Source organism: Paenibacillus sp. VTT E-133280 (genome assembly GCF_002264385.1).
GTDB classification, from domain to species: domain Bacteria; phylum Bacillota; class Bacilli; order Paenibacillales; family Paenibacillaceae; genus Paenibacillus_AQ; species Paenibacillus_AQ nitricinens.
On record NZ_NFUX01000031.1, the window covers coordinates 19,536 to 35,510 of the forward strand.

The window sequence follows — 15,975 nt, forward strand, 5'->3', positions numbered from 1 at the left end:
CGTCTATACGGAGTTTTGAGGGAATTGGTCGCAGGAAATATTTCAGCAGCAGTAGTCATGGCGTTACCGCTCTGGGATCAGTCCTTCTAGGGTCAATCGGAATCTTTTGCTCTGCTTGTCCCCGATATCAGAAGCTTCATATATTCCTTCATCTGTTAGCACCACGGAGTCCGCCTTCAAAGCATCATTAACGTAAGTTACCTCAGCGTGATCAACATTCCAGCGGTAAATGTAGGCACTCATCGGATTTCCATGTGCAGCTACACTCTCTATAGAGCCATCCCCATCAACATCCAGCTCTTTGGAATGTCCGGTATCTATTTGCAGCAAACCCAAGGGGTTACCGCTCTCGTCGATTAAATAATAGTTACTGAGCGAGTTATTTGCTCCTAGTCCTCCGGTGATTTTCAACACCTTTTCGTTAAACAGCCGCACCACTTCTACCTTGATATCCTCCGGTTGACGATAATTATAAGTTCCTATCGCCCCTAGACTGTATTGTCCTTGGGATGTAGAAATTCCGGCAAACACATAGTCTTCGTCACTAGCCATCGTATACACACTCACTTGAATTCCTCCGAAATCATCCAGCTTCTTCTCTGTAATCAAAGTAGCGCCTGTGGGTGAAGCACTAAGTTGAGAGACTACGGGGATTGTATCCACCAGCTTCCACTCCAGCTTTATGAGGTTAGCAGCGGTGTCTGTTGGCTTCGGTCTTGAGGTGTGGTAGCCGTTAGCCGATTGAAGGGGGGATGGGTCAACCTGATGTTGGCAGCCTGCCAGCAAATTAATTAGAAGCAAGGCTGTCAGCGTAACGGATTTATGTAAAGGAAACATCTCTTGGTCACTTCCTATCCTCTTTTTAAAATTTAATCTTTCATTAATCATAGATGAAGTTAGAATTTCAAATGTTACTTTTAGGAGGCTGTAGGGTTAATTTATTGTCTTTTGAGGGTATGTATCGATCAAAAAGCTAAATTGGCATACAAAAAACCCGCATCAAATGCGGGTTTGAGAGGAAAGAATCAAGAGCCTAGCAGTTCACGCGCCAACAGTCGATAAACCTCTAGACGTTTCTCCTGCGAATGCGGAATGCTGCATATCATTGCTTCTTGGAATCCATAGTGTGCTTGTTCTTCTTGCAAACGTACAGCGATGTCTTTAACCGCACCAACCAAATGAATCTTGCGCCCTTCCTTGATTGACATCCGGTCAATTTCCGATAACGAAATGTTCTGAGCTTCTTCTGGTGTCAGCACCTGAGTAATCCGGCCCTTACTCATCATCAACCGAAAAATATCCTGCGGTAATGCTTCATACTCAGCTTCTTCCTTCGTTTCTGCTGTGGTCACCATATAGGATACACTGATCTCTGGTTTGTCCATAAAGATAGAAGGCTGGTAGTTATTCCGATAATGGTCCAAGATCTCATTACTCATCGCACCATTAAAAAATTGTGCGAAGGAGTATCCGACTCCCATTTGTGCAGCTTTTCGCGCACTATTGCCACTTGAGCCTAACAACCATACTTCAGGAAGCGCCACCTTCGTTGGAGCAGCGAGATTTTTGGCATATAGCTCATCTTCCGGAATCTGATCACTAAGCAGCTGCATAGTAATGCCAAGCTTGTCATACATATTATGCAGCATTAACTCGCGGCCTTCAGACAAAGCGTACATGGCGCTTGTATCGCCACCCGGAGCTCGCCCTACACCAAAATCAATTCTTCCCGGGGAAAAAGCACTTAACGTTTTAAATACTTCCGCCAGCTTAAGCGGAGAATAATGCATCATCATTACACCGCCGGTGCCGATTCGAATACGGTTGGTTTTGGCGGCTAAACGGGCAGCCGTTACTTCCGGAGCTGAGCTAGCAAATGTATTTCCGCCATGGTGCTCTGCCATCCACATTCTGCTATATCCCAGCTCATCTGCTAAAATAGCCAGTTCTTCTGCTTTATTCAAGGCACCTTCCGCAGTGTTACCGCTTGTCACGGGTGCCTGATCCAATATGCTTAATCTCATGCGAATACATCCCTTCTTTGGTTAGATGACCATTTTATTGCTGACCCATTCCTCTAAGGCTGCAATCTTATCTTTAAAGCGTTCACCACGCATTTCCTCCGACAACGAAGCAATGGTCTCCCGCTTTAATACAGCTTTCCAAGAGGATTCAGCTTCCTCCATCAGATTCGTTAACAGGCAGCAGCTATCTTCTTTTTCTAAATCCAACATGTCTACCAAAATACCATTGGATGAGTACAGCGACTGCTGGCCTTCCACTGCAAGGTAAACGTCATATACACGAATATCTTCAGGTCTTTTCTTTAATTTAAAGCCACCTTTAATGCCGGGAACAGACGTGATGATGTCTGCGGTTACCAGCTTTCTTAACAGTTTTTGAAAATAGGTCGCCGATGCTCCGAGCTGTTGGCTAATCGCTTCTCCAGGCAGCACCGCCTTGTCCGGCAGCATGTTAAGCAGAACCAGTGCGTACACCGACTGTTCTACCCCTGTTTTCATATGCATGTATAGCACCTCGATTTACGTAAATAGCTTGATTAAAAATGTAGATAGTACCGTCCGCGTATAAAGCGGATAAACATTATCCACTTTATATTTTATATTAGATTGTACCAAAAGTAAAACCTTGCCCGTCTTCTCTTACCGTTAATATCTGCTATAAAAAAAAAGATCACGCATATAGCGCAATCTTTTATCAGGGTATCCGTTATTTTCTTGTATGTCCTACTGTATAGATAACCCCACCCGCTGAACCAGCTGTGAGCTCTGATCATTAAGTCCGGTAATGGTGACTTTTTTGCCATGCTCAGCATATTTGCTCATTGTCTTCGCTATGGCATGAACTGCAGATTGGTCCCACACATGGGAGTGTGAAAAATCGATAATAATATGATCCGGATCGCTATCGTAGGCGAATTCATGAATGAAGTGGCTTGTCGTGCCGAAGAACAGCTGGCCGGACACCGCATATGTTTTGGAAGAGGTTGCTTCCTGAACCGTTAGGCGGATCGAAGCTATTTTCCAAGCAAACGTTAAAGCACTTAACAGAACCCCAAACAAAACTCCAATAGAAAGGTTGTCCGTAGCCACCACAGTAACCACCGTTACAATCATAACGAGTGCATCGCTTAGCGGGACACGGGTTAAAGTTTTGAGTGAGCCCCATTCAAAGGTGCTGATACAGACCATTATCATTACGCCGACGAGAGCGCCCATCGGGATCTGCTTCACCACATCGCCAAGTACAATAATTAGAAACAATAAAAAGATCCCTGACACAAACGTGGACAGACGCGTGCGTCCTCCTGACTTCATGTTAACCATCGACTGGCCAATCATCGCACAGCCTGCCATCCCTCCGAAAAAACCAGTGACTACATTCGCCAGCCCCTGTCCCTTCGCCTCTCTGTTCTTATCACTACCTGTGCCCGTAATATCGTCTATTAAGGTGGCAGTCATCAGGGATTCCAATAGCCCAACTACGGCCAGTGAGAGTGAATATGGCAAAATAATAAGCAGCGTATCCAGCGTGAACGGGATCTCAGGGAGATGGAATAGGGGCAAAGTTGCTGTAATATTCCCCATATCACCTACGGTTCTTACGTCCAGATGAAGAGCGATACTAAGAACAGAAACGATAACAATCGCTACAAGTGCTGAAGGTACGGCTTTGGTAAACCGAGGAACCGTGTAGATAATAAGCAAGGTCAGAGCTACCAGGCCGTACATTACCCAACCTTGTCCCTTAAAATGGGTAAGCTGCGCCATGAAAATCAGTATCGCCAGCGCGTTAACAAAACCCGTCATGACCGGCTGTGGCAAAAACGTAATAAATCGCCCCAGCTTTAGCATCCCCATCAATATCTGAAACACACCAGCCAATACCGTTGCCGCGAACAGATACTCAATTCCGTGTTCTAGTACAAGACTTCCGACTAATAGAGCCATAGCCCCCGTAGCTGCCGAGATCATTCCGGGTCTGCCCCCGGCAAGTGCGGTTACAATTGCAATACAGAAAGAGGCATATAAACCAACCATCGGACTTACTCCTGCCAGGATCGAAAAGGCAATCGCTTCAGGAATGAGTGCAACGGCTACGGTCATCCCCGATAAAATATCGGTCCGAGTGTTAGAAAACCACCCATTATTTAAGGTAAGCTGCTTCAAAATCTAATTTCCTCCTGTGACTAATAAGGTATATAGGCCTTTTTCAAAAAGACCCGGGGCCGGTGCAACGCTTATGTTCCTTATTGTACTCGACCCGCCTTCACCTTCACAAAAAGATTAGATAGACTTGTAAGCGCTTATTCACCTCATTTTCTAGCCAATCCTTGAAATATCATTTAAATTCTATATTTCTAGATTACCGGTATAGTCCGGAAGCTTTCACTTCATTAAAGAAGGTGTTGAACTCATCAATATTCAGCTGCTGCGCGGCATCGGACAACGCGGTTGCAGGATCAGGATGCACCTCGACCATAATACCATCGGCTCCGGCTGCGAGTGCGGCTTTCGCACATGGGATAAGAATATCTTTGCGTCCTGTGGAGTGAGTAACATCGACCAATACTGGCAAATGGCATTCCTGCTTGAGAATAGGCACCGCTGAGATATCGAGCGTGTTGCGGGTCGCTTTTTCATACGTACGAATTCCGCGTTCAATCAACATAATTTGTGTGTTGCCACGAGACATAATGTATTCCGCTGCATGGATGAATTCATCGAGCGTGGCAGCCAATCCGCGTTTCAACAGCACTGGCTTATTAACTTCTCCGACCGCTTTTAGCAGCTCGAAATTATGCATGTTCCGTGCACCGATCTGGATGATATCTACATAGTCCAAGGACTCTTCAATATGTCTTGGATCTACAATCTCACTGATGGTCAGCAGGCCATAATCATTTGCTGCTTCACGTAGTATTCTTAGGCCATCCATGCCTAGACCTTGGAAGTCATAAGGGGAAGTCCGCGGCTTGAAGGCACCTCCACGCATTACACGTACGCCAGCTTTTTGCAGGGCTGCAGCTACGGTGCGGGTCTGTAGTTCGCTCTCCACAGAGCAAGGACCGGCTACCATCAGGGAAGAAGAACCGCCAACGGTCACATCTCCCGGCAGAACAATTACTGTGTCTTCTTTGTGACTCTTACGTGCGACTAGCAAAGTTTTTTTATGTTCATCGGATTGTAAGTCCAGAGATGCTGAAAAAATTTGTTTAAAGAGGCTGCGGATGGTCCCGTTAGTGAAAGGTCCTTGATTGCTCGCTACGAGCTGATCGAGCATTTTCTTTTCACGTTCTGGATCAAATTTAGGCACACCTTGCTTTTCTTTAACTACTCCAATCTCCTGCACAATCTTAGCCCGCTCGGAGATCAGCTCCAGCAATTGACCATTGATTTCATCCAGACGACCTCTAAGCACATCCAATTCCACGTTACTCATTACCCTTCCACTCCCTCTTGTTATTTATAATTTGAAACGCAAAAAGGCCCCCCGTCGCAAGGGACGAGGAGCCGTGGTACCACCCTTATTTAGAATTAACCTGAATACTAGCACAAAGGAATAGACAATCCGATTCCCTGGACTAAAGATTAACTCTGTCTTTCACCCGGTAACGCGGAGCGCGGGCCTCCCTACTCATACCTGTCACGACCTGTGACAATTACTTCAGGGGCCGACTCGGAAGTGAACTTCGGCATTCATCGTCTCATGAGGGTGCTCTCAGTCTCCGGCACGCCTTCCCTGTTAAGATCCGCTATAATGCTTACTCTCTTCGTCATTGTCTTTGATTATGTCAGCGCGTCTTTTACGCTGGTTTCTGCTATCTTAATCAAAAAATGTTGCCGACGCAAGATAATAATGTAACGCTGAGTAGCTTTAATTCATTAAAATCATTTGAAGTAAAGTTTTTCCTATAACAACTTGTTTGAATAGGCTTTGAAGATGAAATAACCCATATGCATACTATGATAGCAATACCTTAAAGGTTCCTATCCCTTTCTATGTATGATGTTGACAGCGATATTTTGATTGTTTACAATTAAATCATTGAAAATATTTCCTTTTCTTATTCACTGACAGCTTTAACGTTTTGAATACACAACTGAAGGGATGTAACAGCATGAGCATTTATCCATATACAGCACGCAGTATTCGGGGAAAAGATATCGAACTAGAGCAATACAAAGGTAAAGTCCTTCTGATTGTGAATACAGCAAGTAAGTGCGGATTTACCCACCAATATTCCGACCTGCAAAAGCTCTATGAGAGATACGAAGATCGCGGCTTCCAAATTCTCGGATTCCCATCCAATCAATTTGGGGAGCAGGAACCTGGCAGCAATGAAGAAGTGAATGTATTTTGCCAAATCAATTACGGCGTTACGTTCCCTCTCTTTGAGAAGGTTGAAGTAAAGGGCGAAAATAAACATCCCCTCTTCACTCACCTTACTGAGCAGGCTGGATTTGAAGGTTTCGACATGAACCATTCTTCAGGAAAGCTGCTTCAAAGCATGCTTGAGAGCAAAGATCCGGAAGCATTGAACAATGATGAAATCAAATGGAATTTCACTAAATTCCTGATTGATCGCGAAGGCAATGTTATCACTAGATTCGAATCTACAGTAGACCCGCTGGATATTGAGCCAGCTATTGAAGCACTGCTATAGATTTTAACGTATCAAAAAGCCCCCCCTTTCGGGTGGCTTTTTTAGTTTTTGTACACTAGCACTTTCACGTACGGTACTGCTCCGTAAACACTTCAAAATAAGGGGTGGTATCCCTTTCCGCCATCGAGCCGTTAGCCTCTGGCCCCCAGCCGATCTCAGCCCTCCAGCTTCCTAGCACTCCCGTCCAAATTAACGCCTCCTCATTTACACCAATCAACCGATCTGCCTGCGGCGCTACATAAAGTGCATCTACAGGACAATAAGCTTCACACATGAAACAAGTCTGGCAATCTTCCTGACGCGCAATGACCGGAATCTTCCCCTTCATCTCGAATACGTTCGTTGGGCAAACCTTCGTACACAGTTTGCAGCCCACACAGCGTTCCAAGCTAATTAGTTCGATCATATCGCTTGCCCCTCCTTTAGTGGATTCAGTTCATGAGCATGGGGCACAGCCTCGGTACTGATCCTTATTTGCTCTATACCGGATACAATCAGCCGGTAGGTTTGACGCGGATCAAGCGCTGGATATTCCGCGAGCTTTTGCAGGCCGCGCGTCTCCTTGCGGGCGAGCGCGGCGGTGTACATCCACCTGCCGACCGCGAGCATTGCCGCGGCTTCACGCGATTGCACGATGCCCTGTACGGTGGAGGGAACCCGCCCGTTCAAGAAGGGCATCAAGGCATTCAGCCGCTTCAAGGCTGAAGAAATGCCCGGCTCGCTGCGGAAATAATTGATCTGCAGCGGCAAGATTTCACGCTGGATCGCCGCGACTAGCGGCTTCACCTCCAGCGTGTCCGAGGTGTTGGCGCCAGCCGCCAGACCGTAGCGTCCCGCTGCGGTGAGGTTGCGGCTGTTCGCCTGCCCTCGGCTGGACCGCGCATGCTGCGCGGCTCCCTGGCCTGCCCAGCTTCCGCTGCATATGGCCCAGGAAGCGTTATAAGCCCCGCCGCCGGAGATGGCGCCGGTCACTTTCTCGCGTGATGCGGCATCTCCGGCCGCATAAAGTCCGGGCACGGTCGTCCGGCAGTCCATGCCCGTAAGGCGCAGACCCCCAGTGCCGCGCATCGTGCCCTCATAGCGCAGGGTGAGCGGGAATTTCTGCTTAAACGCATCAATTCCCGACCGCTCCAGCGGCATAAAGAAAATCGGATGCGCTTTTCGCAGAAAATCCTGTTTCTCCGCTGTATCTGCCAGATCAAGCGAAGCATAAACCGGCCCCTTGAGCAGCATTTCAGGAATGCTGCCAAAAGTCCGATCCCCTTTATGCAGCGGATGACCGTCCGCGTCATAAAGGGTGGCCCAGGCCAGCATACGTCCACGTGTTACGGTTCCGTCTGCAAAGCTCGGCGCGTATTGGCGGCTGAATTCCATACCTGACAAATCGGCTCCCACTTCAGCGGACATCAGCAGCCCTTCGCCTGTCAGAACATTGCAGCCAAGACCTTTGCTGAGAAAAGCACAGCCTCCGGTTGCCATCACAACGGCGTTAGCCTTCACTTCCCAGGTCTCTCCTGTCAAACGATTGATCCCGCGAGCCCCGCCAACCCCATGTTCATCATGAAGAAGTTCCAGCGCTGGCGACTGATCGAGGATCGTGACCCCCGCTTTGCGGACAACTCTTCGCATAATCCGCATGTATTCTGGTCCGTGCAGATGTGTGCGCAATGAGTTTCCTGCCTCATCTTTTGGAAAAGGATAACCCCACTGCTCGATTAAAGCCAGATTCTGTTCTACCTGATCCAGCACACGGTGAATCCAAGCATTCTCCGACAAATATCCACCGGATTTTAGCCTGGATTGTACCGCCTGCTCCCGCAGCTCAGCAATTGGAGGGATAACGAGCAGCGTCGTCCCTCCAGGCGCAGTTGCGCCGCTTGTGCCCAAGTAGCCCTTATCTGCAAGGACTACCTTTGCACCTTGTGACGCTGCACTCCATGCCGCCCAAGCTCCTGCAGGACCTCCGCCAAGCACGAGGACATCCACTGTCAGTTCCTTCTTAAGCTGCGACATTTGACTTCCTCCCCAAAAACTCGCTAGTACATGTTATTCTAGACAGCTTCAAATTCAGTTTTCGCTTTCCAGCCATAGTTATTTCAGCTGCCAATCGCTAATATTAAAGTCTTTTTTCGCTAGTTTTTCTTCGACAAGGAAGTTCTTGGTACCCTCTAGTAGCTTGGTTCCTTCGTTAGTAAACGCGGTATCTTTGATATCACTGATTGGATTTACTTGCTTCGCCAGCTCTGGCGTTGTATCTCCGATTTCAGCCAGAAATTGATAATACTCATCCTCATGCTGCTTAAGATCTGCTAAAGCTTTCTCACGAGCCTCGTTCCACACCTTCGGAAAATCAGGGAATTTCGCCAGATAGTCCTCAGACACAACAGTTGCACTGGTGCCAAGCAGATTCGGATGCTTCGAGGCATCATCTAAATGAGTGTAGCCTTGGTCAATTAACTTCAGCGCAGGAACACCAAGATTCGTTGTAGCATCTACATCTCCACGGGCTAAAGCTGCGGTAGCATCCGGAATGAGCATATGCACGAGTTTGTAGTCAGTTACGCCTTCCTCCTGAAGTAATCCAACGACATAACGGTGCATAAAAGAGCCTTTTTGAATGGCAATAGTCTTCCCTTGCAGATCTTTCACCGTCTTTGGTCCATCTTTCTTACCGATTAGATAACCGATAGTGTTGGCTGAGGATTGTGAAATCAGACGTGTCTTGGCACCAGAAGCATAAGCAATAATAGCAGGTGTATCCCCAAGGCTGCCGATATCTAATCGACCACTAATTAAGGATTCTGTCTGATCGGGACCGTTTGGAAAGCCCGTAAGCTTCACTTCAGTAATGCCATATTTCTTCAGCTCTTCTTGAATGATCCCTTTATAAAATCCCCAGCCCTCCGCGCCACCTGGCACATTCAACTTATTAGAGCCTATAAAACCAAAGTTCAGTACCGCTGGAACGTTACTTTCGGATTTGCCTCCAGATTTCTCTGTACTAGAGCCGCCGGATGCAGATGCTCCATTACCTCCAGCGTTATTTCCGCAAGCCTGAAGTACCAGCATAACCATCATAATCGTAGTTAAAAGTGCAAATCGTATCCTTTTAGAACGTTTCCCTTGAATCTCTCTGTACGCTGGTTTCATTTCTTTCTCCCCCTAGATTTATGTTATTTATCTTAATCTTAATCAAGGTCAGAACCCTGCCCTCGACGCCAATTGGTACATAAAGTCATGACTTGCTACCGGTTGTCTGCCTTTGCCCCAGCCTACCTTTTCACGATAACCACCAAGTAATCCCTGCTCCTCTAGCCCTGCCTCTGTCACCCCAATCACTTTCTCTGAATCTGGCGCAACGTAGAGAGCATCCACAGGACAATACAGCTCACACATAAAGCAAGTCTGGCAATCGCTCTGCCGGGCAATAACAGGAATGCCATCCTCTACCCGTTCGAAGACATTGGTCGGGCAGACCGATACACATTGGTTGCACTCTACACATCTGGCAGCGCTGATCACCTCAATCACGATAGAACCCCCTCCTTGGCCACGGCTTCTGTCTTCACCCATACCTGATCCAATCCACCGCTAATTAAGCGATGATGCTGTTCTTGATCCGTTCCCTTAAAATCTTCACGCTTATGCATGCCCCTCGTCTCCGTACGGGCAAGCGCGGAATTGTACATCCAACGGGCAGTTGCAGTCATGGCTTCTGCTTCACGCGCTTTAACCCCTTCAGGGGTACGCTGAATCTCACGGCTACGCTGTTCTTTCCACAATTCATTCAGACGGCCTAATGAAGAGGTCAGCCCTTTGTCCGTACGGAATAAATTAATGTCATACGGCTTCACTTCAGCCTGCACAGCAGACACAACCTCTGACGTATGAGCTGATACTCCAGGCTTCACTTCTTGATGAACCAGTGGGGAAGATGATAAGCCGACTGGATTACGGTACGCTGCATTCGAGCCAAGGCTCTGCGCATAGATAGCAGCCCCTTCTCCTGCAAAACTGCCGGATGACATAGCCCAAGCCGCATTATGGCTGCCACCACCAGTAAATCCCCCGCAAATTAGCTCACGAGTAGCTGCATCTCCTGCCGCATAAAGTCCGGGAACACCTGTGCCACAGCTTTCGTCTGTGATATGAATACCACCCGTCCCACGAACCGTTCCTTCGAGACGAAGCGTAACCGGAAAAGCATCCTTGAAAGGATCGATCCCTTGTCGATCAAAGGGTAGAAAAAAGTTCGTCTGCGCCACCCGCAGAAGAGGTCTTAAATCTTCTGGTGCTCCATCCAACTTGGCGTATACCTGATTGCCTGCTAGCAGATTCCGAGCGATAACTGAACGCCCTTTCTTGGAACCCGCCCCTTCCACAATGCTTCCATCCTCATAATAAAAGCTGGCATAGTTGTAATATGCTGTCTTGGTTACAGAGGAGAACGTAGGGCAGATCGCGTAGGCATTAGAGAATTCCATGCCGGACAAGTTCGCCCCAGCCTCAGCTGCAAATAGATAGCCATCACCAGTAAGCACGTTGCAACCAAGCGCCTTACTTAGGAAGGCACAACCCCCAGTAGCAATAACGACTGCCCCTGCTTGAACCGTCCAGGTATCACCACTCTGGGTATGGACTCCAGCCGCTCCAGCTACGCCATGCTCATCCGCAAGGAGCTCCATGGCTGGGCTATGATCTAAAATTTTAACGCCCGCCTTTTTCACCAGCTTACGCATTAATTTCATATATTCCGGTCCCTGAAGACTTTTACGATACTGGTTACCCTGCTCATCTACAGGGAATGGATATCCTGAAACGCCAAGTTTGTTCATATTGGCATAGGTACGGTCTAGCACTCGGTCCATCCAGCGGGATTCAGCCAACTGACCGCCCAATGTATAACGACTTGCTTTGGCCTCCTCCCGGAGCTTCTCATCCGGCTTCACATACCAGACTCCTGTTCCTGAGGGGGCCGTTGCACCGCTCGAACCGCAGTAGCCTTTATCTGCGAGGACAACTTTCGCACCCTTCGCTGAGGCCGTAAGGGCTGCCCATGTTCCTGCCGGTCCTCCACCTATAACAAGCACATCCGCCACCAAATTCAACGATCCTTTTTGTATCGATCCACGCATAGCTCAAGACCTCCTCAAATGATTTACCCTTCGTAACTATCGCGCCAGAACAGGAACTTACGTTCAATGATTCGGAACAATGAATCGATCAGCTTACCGACAATTGCAAAAATAATAATGCCCACAAACACAACCTCTGTATTGGAATTCTGCTTCGCCTCATTGATAAGGAATCCAATGCCGGACTGTGATCCAATGAGTTCAGCTACAACAAGACCGATCCATGCTACAGCCAAAGACAGTCGTAATCCTAACAAAATTCCGGGCAAAGCTGCTGGTAATATCAGCCTGCGCAGCTTTTGATAAGGGCTAAAACCCAACACCCGAGATACCTCGAACAGCTTATTGTCCACATTGCGAATGCCCATAAAGGTATTAATATAGAGCGGAAAGAACGACCCTGTCAGAATGATCACTACTTTGGACATTTCCCCAAAGCCGAACCACAAAATAATCAGTGGTGCTATAGCTAGATGAGGAACAAGCCTAAGTACCTGTACACTGGGATCAAGCACATATTCCACACTGCGAAACAAGCCAGTCAGTATCCCAAATAAAAGACCTAGCACACCTCCGATAAGAAAACCAATGCCCGCTCTCCCCATACTGACCCCAAGATGATGAGTTAACTCTCCAGTCACCAATAGGTCTGTAAAAGCTCTGGCGATCGACAATGGAGTCGGCAGAAACTGCGCAGAGATCATTCCGGTGCTTCCTGCCAGCTGCCAAAGAATGAGCGTCACCACCGGAATGATAGCGCCCGTTCCCCAATCTGACAGTAGAGATTTCCATGCTATAGATACCGCCGATTTCTCCAATTTCTTAGTCGATAAAGGAGCAATATCACTGCTATCTAGCGATTCTCTTGCTCTTGTAGTATTTTTCAAAATAGCTTCTACTCCATCGCTCATGGCGTATCCCCCTTTCGTTTCATGCGCGTTTTCTGTTTATCCGCGATAGTTGTCCTGCCATCTCAGCAGCCGTCGTTCAATGTAGCGAACAAGAGAATCACTCACCAGTCCTGCAATGGCAAAAATAATAATTCCCACGAACACCACAGGTGTATCCGCGAATTGACGCGCGTCCGACATCATATACCCAATGCCTGAAGTGGAGGCAATCAGTTCTGCGACTACCAGACCTAACCAAGAGAGCCCCAAGGAAAGGCGTACTCCGAGAATAATATTCGGCAGCGCCGCTGGAAGTACTAATCTTACAATTTGCTTTATAGGGCTAAATCCAAGCACTCGAGATACTTCGAACAGCTTGTTATCCACGCCGCGGATGCCCATGAACGTATTAATATACAGTGGGAAAAATGCCCCCTTAGCAATCAGTAACACCTTCGACTCCTCACCGATCCCGAACCATAAGATGAACAGCGGGACTACCGCCAGACTCGGGATCATACGAATCATTTGCAGGGATGGATCTAGCAATTTCTCTGATCTGCGGAACAGACCTACGAGAATGCCTAATAGCAGACCAAGTCCACCACCGAGCAGGAATCCGGATAGGGCTCTGACCAAGCTGATCCTAAAGTTTGGCCATAAATCTCCTGAAGCGGCCAAGGCTACAAAAGATTCAGCAATGGTATACGGCGTCGGGAACAACATATCTGAGATCATTCCGTAGTGTCCAAGAGTCTGCCACAGAATCAGTACACTGCCCGGCAGCAGGAGACCCAGTCCCAAAGTCGTTACCTTTCCGGGGCGTCCGGAAGTTCTTACGGCCATCGCCCGATTTGTCATACTCTGCACCCACCTTTTTTAAGCTTTACCTTCACTTTAAATAACAAAAAGAGACCCTCGAATGTTAGTTCATTTCGAAAGTCTCCATCGGTATGGTCGACATCTTTATAGTCATTAAGCTACTTAAATTTGTGAATTCTATATTCCTGCCCCATCAATAAGCTCAAGCTCATCGACTTTTTCAAAATAATTCAATACCTTCAGGCGTAGCTCTTGAAAGGAAGACGTTGTTTTTTTACGTGGATACGGTAAATCTACCGGTACAATCTTACGTATTTTTCCGGGGCGGGGTTCTAGAATCACTACCCGATTACCTAGAAATACAGCCTCATCAATATCATGCGTTACAAAAATCATGGTTGTTTTGTTGGCCCTCCAAATGTCCAGCAAGACTGTCTGCATATGCGCTCTAGTGAATGCATCCAGTGCACCAAACGGTTCATCCAGCAACAGAATTTTGGGATTTCGCAGCAGCGCACGGGCTATCGCTACCCGTTGGGCCATCCCTCCCGATAACTCCCGGGGATAGGATTTCTCAAACCCATTTAGCTTGACGAGATCAATCAACTCATCGACCTTGCGTCTAATTTCCTTGTTGCCTAGCGTCAAATCGGAAGCAATATTCTTCTCTACGGTGAGCCAAGGAAATAGACGATGCTCTTGAAAAATAAACCCCTTATCGATGCCGGGACCTCCAATTTCCGTCCCTCCTAAGGTAACACTCCCCGTATATCCACTGTCCAAACCGGCCACGATGCGCAGCAGCGTGCTTTTTCCGCAGCCACTGGGCCCGATGACCGTAATGAATTCGCCCTCTTGCACATGGAGATCAACATTATACAGTGCCTGAACATGCCCTCCGGCAGACTCAAAACGTTTATTTAGATTTGAAATCGACAGCAATGCTTCTCCCATCGTGACCCCTCCTTCAATTCTGTATACAAAAAAACAGAGGTATTGCGCTTTTACATTCGCAATACCTCTGTAGGAACAGTCGGTAATTATTATTCAAAGTAAATCAATTGGAATTATAATATTTAAAATATCATCCATTTGAAAAGCTGTCAACAATAAAACTTTTTCAGACACACTTGTTCACATTAGATATCTTAAATATAAATATACACTTGAGATCACAATGGACAGCAGCATTAAAGGGAAACCCACCTTCAAATACTTCATAAATGTAATCGGATAGCCCTCCTTTCCAGCTAGACCCGCAACGATCAGATTAGCACTGGCACCGATCAATGTACCATTGCCACCCAAGCAGGCACCCAAGGCTAGACTCCACCAGAGGGGCTCCAGATTGGTGATCCCCATCTGCCCCATCTCCTGTATTAAAGGAATCATCGTTGCTACAAAAGGAATGTTATCAAGAAACGCAGAAGCTATTGCACTGACCCATAAGATCATCATCGAGCTCATGAGCACATCCCCACCCGTTAAATCAATTGCTTTGGCAGCCAGCTCCGCGATGACACCTGTTTCGACGAGTCCTGATACCAACACAAACAGTCCGATAAAAAAGAAGATCGTAATCCATTCCACGCTGTGAAAAGCTTTTTCCAGCATGTGTTCTCCTCCAGTTAATAAGAGCAATAAAAAAGCCCCCGCTAAAGCAACTGTAGCGGACTCCAAATGTAATGCCTGATGTAAAAAGAACCCGGTAATCGTAATTCCGAGTACAACCAGGCATTTTCGCAGCAGCTTATGATCCGTAATCATTGCTTTCTCATCCATGTCCATGATACTCTGCTGCAATTCTGGTGTGGATTTAATTTGCTTCCCAAACATCAGTAATAGGAGCGGGATATACGCCAACATAATGATGATAATCACGGGTGCCAGATTGTTGATAAAAGACATAAACGTTAGCTCTTTCACAGCACTGCCAATCATAATATTCGGCGGATCTCCAATCAATGTTGCTGTTCCACCGACATTTGATGCGATAATTTGTGACATCAAAAAAGGCAGCGGATTTATGCGCAATTGCCTTGTAATACTGAAGGTAACGGGTACCATTAGCAGTACTGTTGTCACATTGTCCAAGAAAGCTGAAGCGAGTGCAGTAATAACAAACAAGGCAATCAGTATCCGTCTCGGCTTTCCTTTTGCTAACTTAGCTGATTTCACAGCCGCATATTTAAAGAGTCCTGTCTCTGCAGTAATCCCTACAATCATCATCATCCCCACAAGTAGTCCAAGGGTATTAAAATCAATATGATGCAGTGCCGTCTCCTGATCCACAATGCCCATCGCTACCATAACAATAGCGCCTAACATCGCTAAGATTGTACGGTGAATTTTTTCGGAAATAATCAGTCCATAAATCAGTAGAAAAATACCTATTGCCCAAATCGCTTGCTGTTCCATGTTATCCCCCGGTCCTTCTCTT

15 protein-coding genes are annotated in these 15,975 nt (G+C 47.1%); 1 reads left to right on the forward strand and 14 read right to left on the reverse strand.

Translation table 11 applies throughout. The annotated features are described in order from the left end of the window. Positions 1–63 precede the first annotated feature (63 nt). From CA600_RS14940 to CA600_RS14960, 5 genes are all read right to left on the reverse strand, one after another. Entirely contained in the window at positions 64–837 is a 774-nt protein-coding gene (locus CA600_RS14940) for a hypothetical protein (RefSeq protein WP_094871006.1), read from the reverse strand. A 188-nt stretch (positions 838–1,025) separates the two neighbouring features. Next, the gene (locus CA600_RS14945; protein ID WP_094871008.1) at positions 1,026–2,024 is read right to left on the reverse strand and encodes an LLM class flavin-dependent oxidoreductase; all 999 of its coding nucleotides are present in this window, start codon (positions 2,022–2,024) and stop codon (positions 1,026–1,028) included. A 21-nt stretch (positions 2,025–2,045) separates the two neighbouring features. After that, a complete protein-coding gene (locus CA600_RS14950) occupies positions 2,046–2,528 on the reverse strand; it encodes an Rrf2 family transcriptional regulator (protein WP_094871010.1) in 483 nt (160 codons plus the stop codon). A 219-nt stretch (positions 2,529–2,747) separates the two neighbouring features. Next, the gene (locus tag CA600_RS14955; protein ID WP_094871012.1) at positions 2,748–4,193 is read right to left on the reverse strand and encodes a SulP family inorganic anion transporter; all 1,446 of its coding nucleotides are present in this window, start codon (positions 4,191–4,193) and stop codon (positions 2,748–2,750) included. 193 nt (positions 4,194–4,386) lie between these two features. Next, complete coding sequence (locus tag CA600_RS14960; RefSeq protein ID WP_094871014.1) at positions 4,387–5,463, reverse strand: bifunctional 3-deoxy-7-phosphoheptulonate synthase/chorismate mutase; 1,077 nt, start codon at positions 5,461–5,463, stop codon at positions 4,387–4,389. Between the two features lie 679 nt (positions 5,464–6,142). On the opposite strand from CA600_RS14960, the gene CA600_RS14965 reads away from it, so the two are divergent. Beyond that, complete coding sequence (locus tag CA600_RS14965) at positions 6,143–6,688, forward strand: glutathione peroxidase (protein ID WP_042131085.1); 546 nt, start codon at positions 6,143–6,145, stop codon at positions 6,686–6,688. 64 nt (positions 6,689–6,752) lie between these two features. Here the strand turns inward: CA600_RS14965 and CA600_RS14970 are convergent, their stop codons facing one another. From CA600_RS14970 to CA600_RS15010, 9 genes are all read right to left on the reverse strand, one after another. Beyond that, positions 6,753–7,094 (reverse strand): 4Fe-4S binding protein, encoded by a 342-nt coding sequence (locus tag CA600_RS14970; protein ID WP_094871016.1) that lies wholly within the window; start codon positions 7,092–7,094, stop codon positions 6,753–6,755. Continuing rightward, the gene (locus CA600_RS14975) at positions 7,091–8,701 is read right to left on the reverse strand and encodes an FAD-binding protein (RefSeq protein ID WP_094871017.1); all 1,611 of its coding nucleotides are present in this window, start codon (positions 8,699–8,701) and stop codon (positions 7,091–7,093) included. Before CA600_RS14975 ends, CA600_RS14970 begins: the two co-directional genes overlap by 4 nt. 78 nt (positions 8,702–8,779) lie before the next feature. Continuing rightward, on the reverse strand, positions 8,780–9,838 hold the full coding sequence (locus CA600_RS14980; RefSeq protein ID WP_094871018.1) for an ABC transporter substrate-binding protein: 1,059 nt from the start codon (positions 9,836–9,838) through the stop codon (positions 8,780–8,782). Between the two features lie 48 nt (positions 9,839–9,886). Further along, positions 9,887–10,219 carry a 4Fe-4S dicluster domain-containing protein gene (locus CA600_RS14985; protein ID WP_094871020.1) on the reverse strand — a complete coding sequence of 111 codons (333 nt, stop codon included), beginning with the start codon at positions 10,217–10,219 and terminating at the stop codon, positions 9,887–9,889. After that, positions 10,216–11,823: an FAD-dependent oxidoreductase gene (locus CA600_RS14990; RefSeq protein WP_094871022.1), complete on the reverse strand. Its 1,608-nt coding sequence runs from the start codon at positions 11,821–11,823 to the stop codon at positions 10,216–10,218. Before CA600_RS14990 ends, CA600_RS14985 begins: the two co-directional genes overlap by 4 nt. 23 nt (positions 11,824–11,846) lie before the next feature. Further along, a complete protein-coding gene (locus CA600_RS14995; RefSeq protein WP_094871024.1) occupies positions 11,847–12,734 on the reverse strand; it encodes an ABC transporter permease in 888 nt (295 codons plus the stop codon). 36 nt (positions 12,735–12,770) lie between these two features. Next, on the reverse strand, positions 12,771–13,574 hold the full coding sequence (locus tag CA600_RS15000) for an ABC transporter permease (RefSeq protein ID WP_094871026.1): 804 nt from the start codon (positions 13,572–13,574) through the stop codon (positions 12,771–12,773). Positions 13,575–13,712: 138 nt separating this feature from the next. Continuing rightward, positions 13,713–14,489 (reverse strand): ABC transporter ATP-binding protein, encoded by a 777-nt coding sequence (locus CA600_RS15005; RefSeq protein WP_094871028.1) that lies wholly within the window; start codon positions 14,487–14,489, stop codon positions 13,713–13,715. A gap of 180 nt (positions 14,490–14,669) precedes the next feature. After that, positions 14,670–15,953, reverse strand: a complete 1,284-nt coding sequence (locus CA600_RS15010; RefSeq protein WP_094871030.1) for an SLC13 family permease — start codon at positions 15,951–15,953, stop codon at positions 14,670–14,672. Between the last annotated feature and the right edge of the window lie 22 nt (positions 15,954–15,975).

Coding starts and splice junctions, on each gene's coding strand:
- CA600_RS14940 (WP_094871006.1), bottom strand. CDS start 837: ATGTTTCCTTTACATAAATCCGTTACGCTGACAGCCTTGCTTCTAATT.
- CA600_RS14945 (WP_094871008.1), bottom strand. CDS start 2,024: ATGAGATTAAGCATATTGGATCAGGCACCCGTGACAAGCGGTAACACT.
- CA600_RS14950 (WP_094871010.1), bottom strand. CDS start 2,528: ATGCATATGAAAACAGGGGTAGAACAGTCGGTGTACGCACTGGTTCTG.
- CA600_RS14960 (WP_094871014.1), bottom strand. CDS start 5,463: ATGAGTAACGTGGAATTGGATGTGCTTAGAGGTCGTCTGGATGAAATC.
- CA600_RS14965 (WP_042131085.1), top strand. CDS start 6,143: ATGAGCATTTATCCATATACAGCACGCAGTATTCGGGGAAAAGATATC.
- CA600_RS14970 (WP_094871016.1), bottom strand. CDS start 7,094: ATGATCGAACTAATTAGCTTGGAACGCTGTGTGGGCTGCAAACTGTGT.
- CA600_RS14975 (WP_094871017.1), bottom strand. CDS start 8,701: ATGTCGCAGCTTAAGAAGGAACTGACAGTGGATGTCCTCGTGCTTGGC.
- CA600_RS14980 (WP_094871018.1), bottom strand. CDS start 9,838: ATGAAACCAGCGTACAGAGAGATTCAAGGGAAACGTTCTAAAAGGATA.
- CA600_RS14990 (WP_094871022.1), bottom strand. CDS start 11,823: ATGCGTGGATCGATACAAAAAGGATCGTTGAATTTGGTGGCGGATGTG.
- CA600_RS14995 (WP_094871024.1), bottom strand. CDS start 12,734: ATGAGCGATGGAGTAGAAGCTATTTTGAAAAATACTACAAGAGCAAGA.
- CA600_RS15000 (WP_094871026.1), bottom strand. CDS start 13,574: ATGACAAATCGGGCGATGGCCGTAAGAACTTCCGGACGCCCCGGAAAG.
- CA600_RS15005 (WP_094871028.1), bottom strand. CDS start 14,489: ATGGGAGAAGCATTGCTGTCGATTTCAAATCTAAATAAACGTTTTGAG.
- CA600_RS15010 (WP_094871030.1), bottom strand. CDS start 15,953: ATGGAACAGCAAGCGATTTGGGCAATAGGTATTTTTCTACTGATTTAT.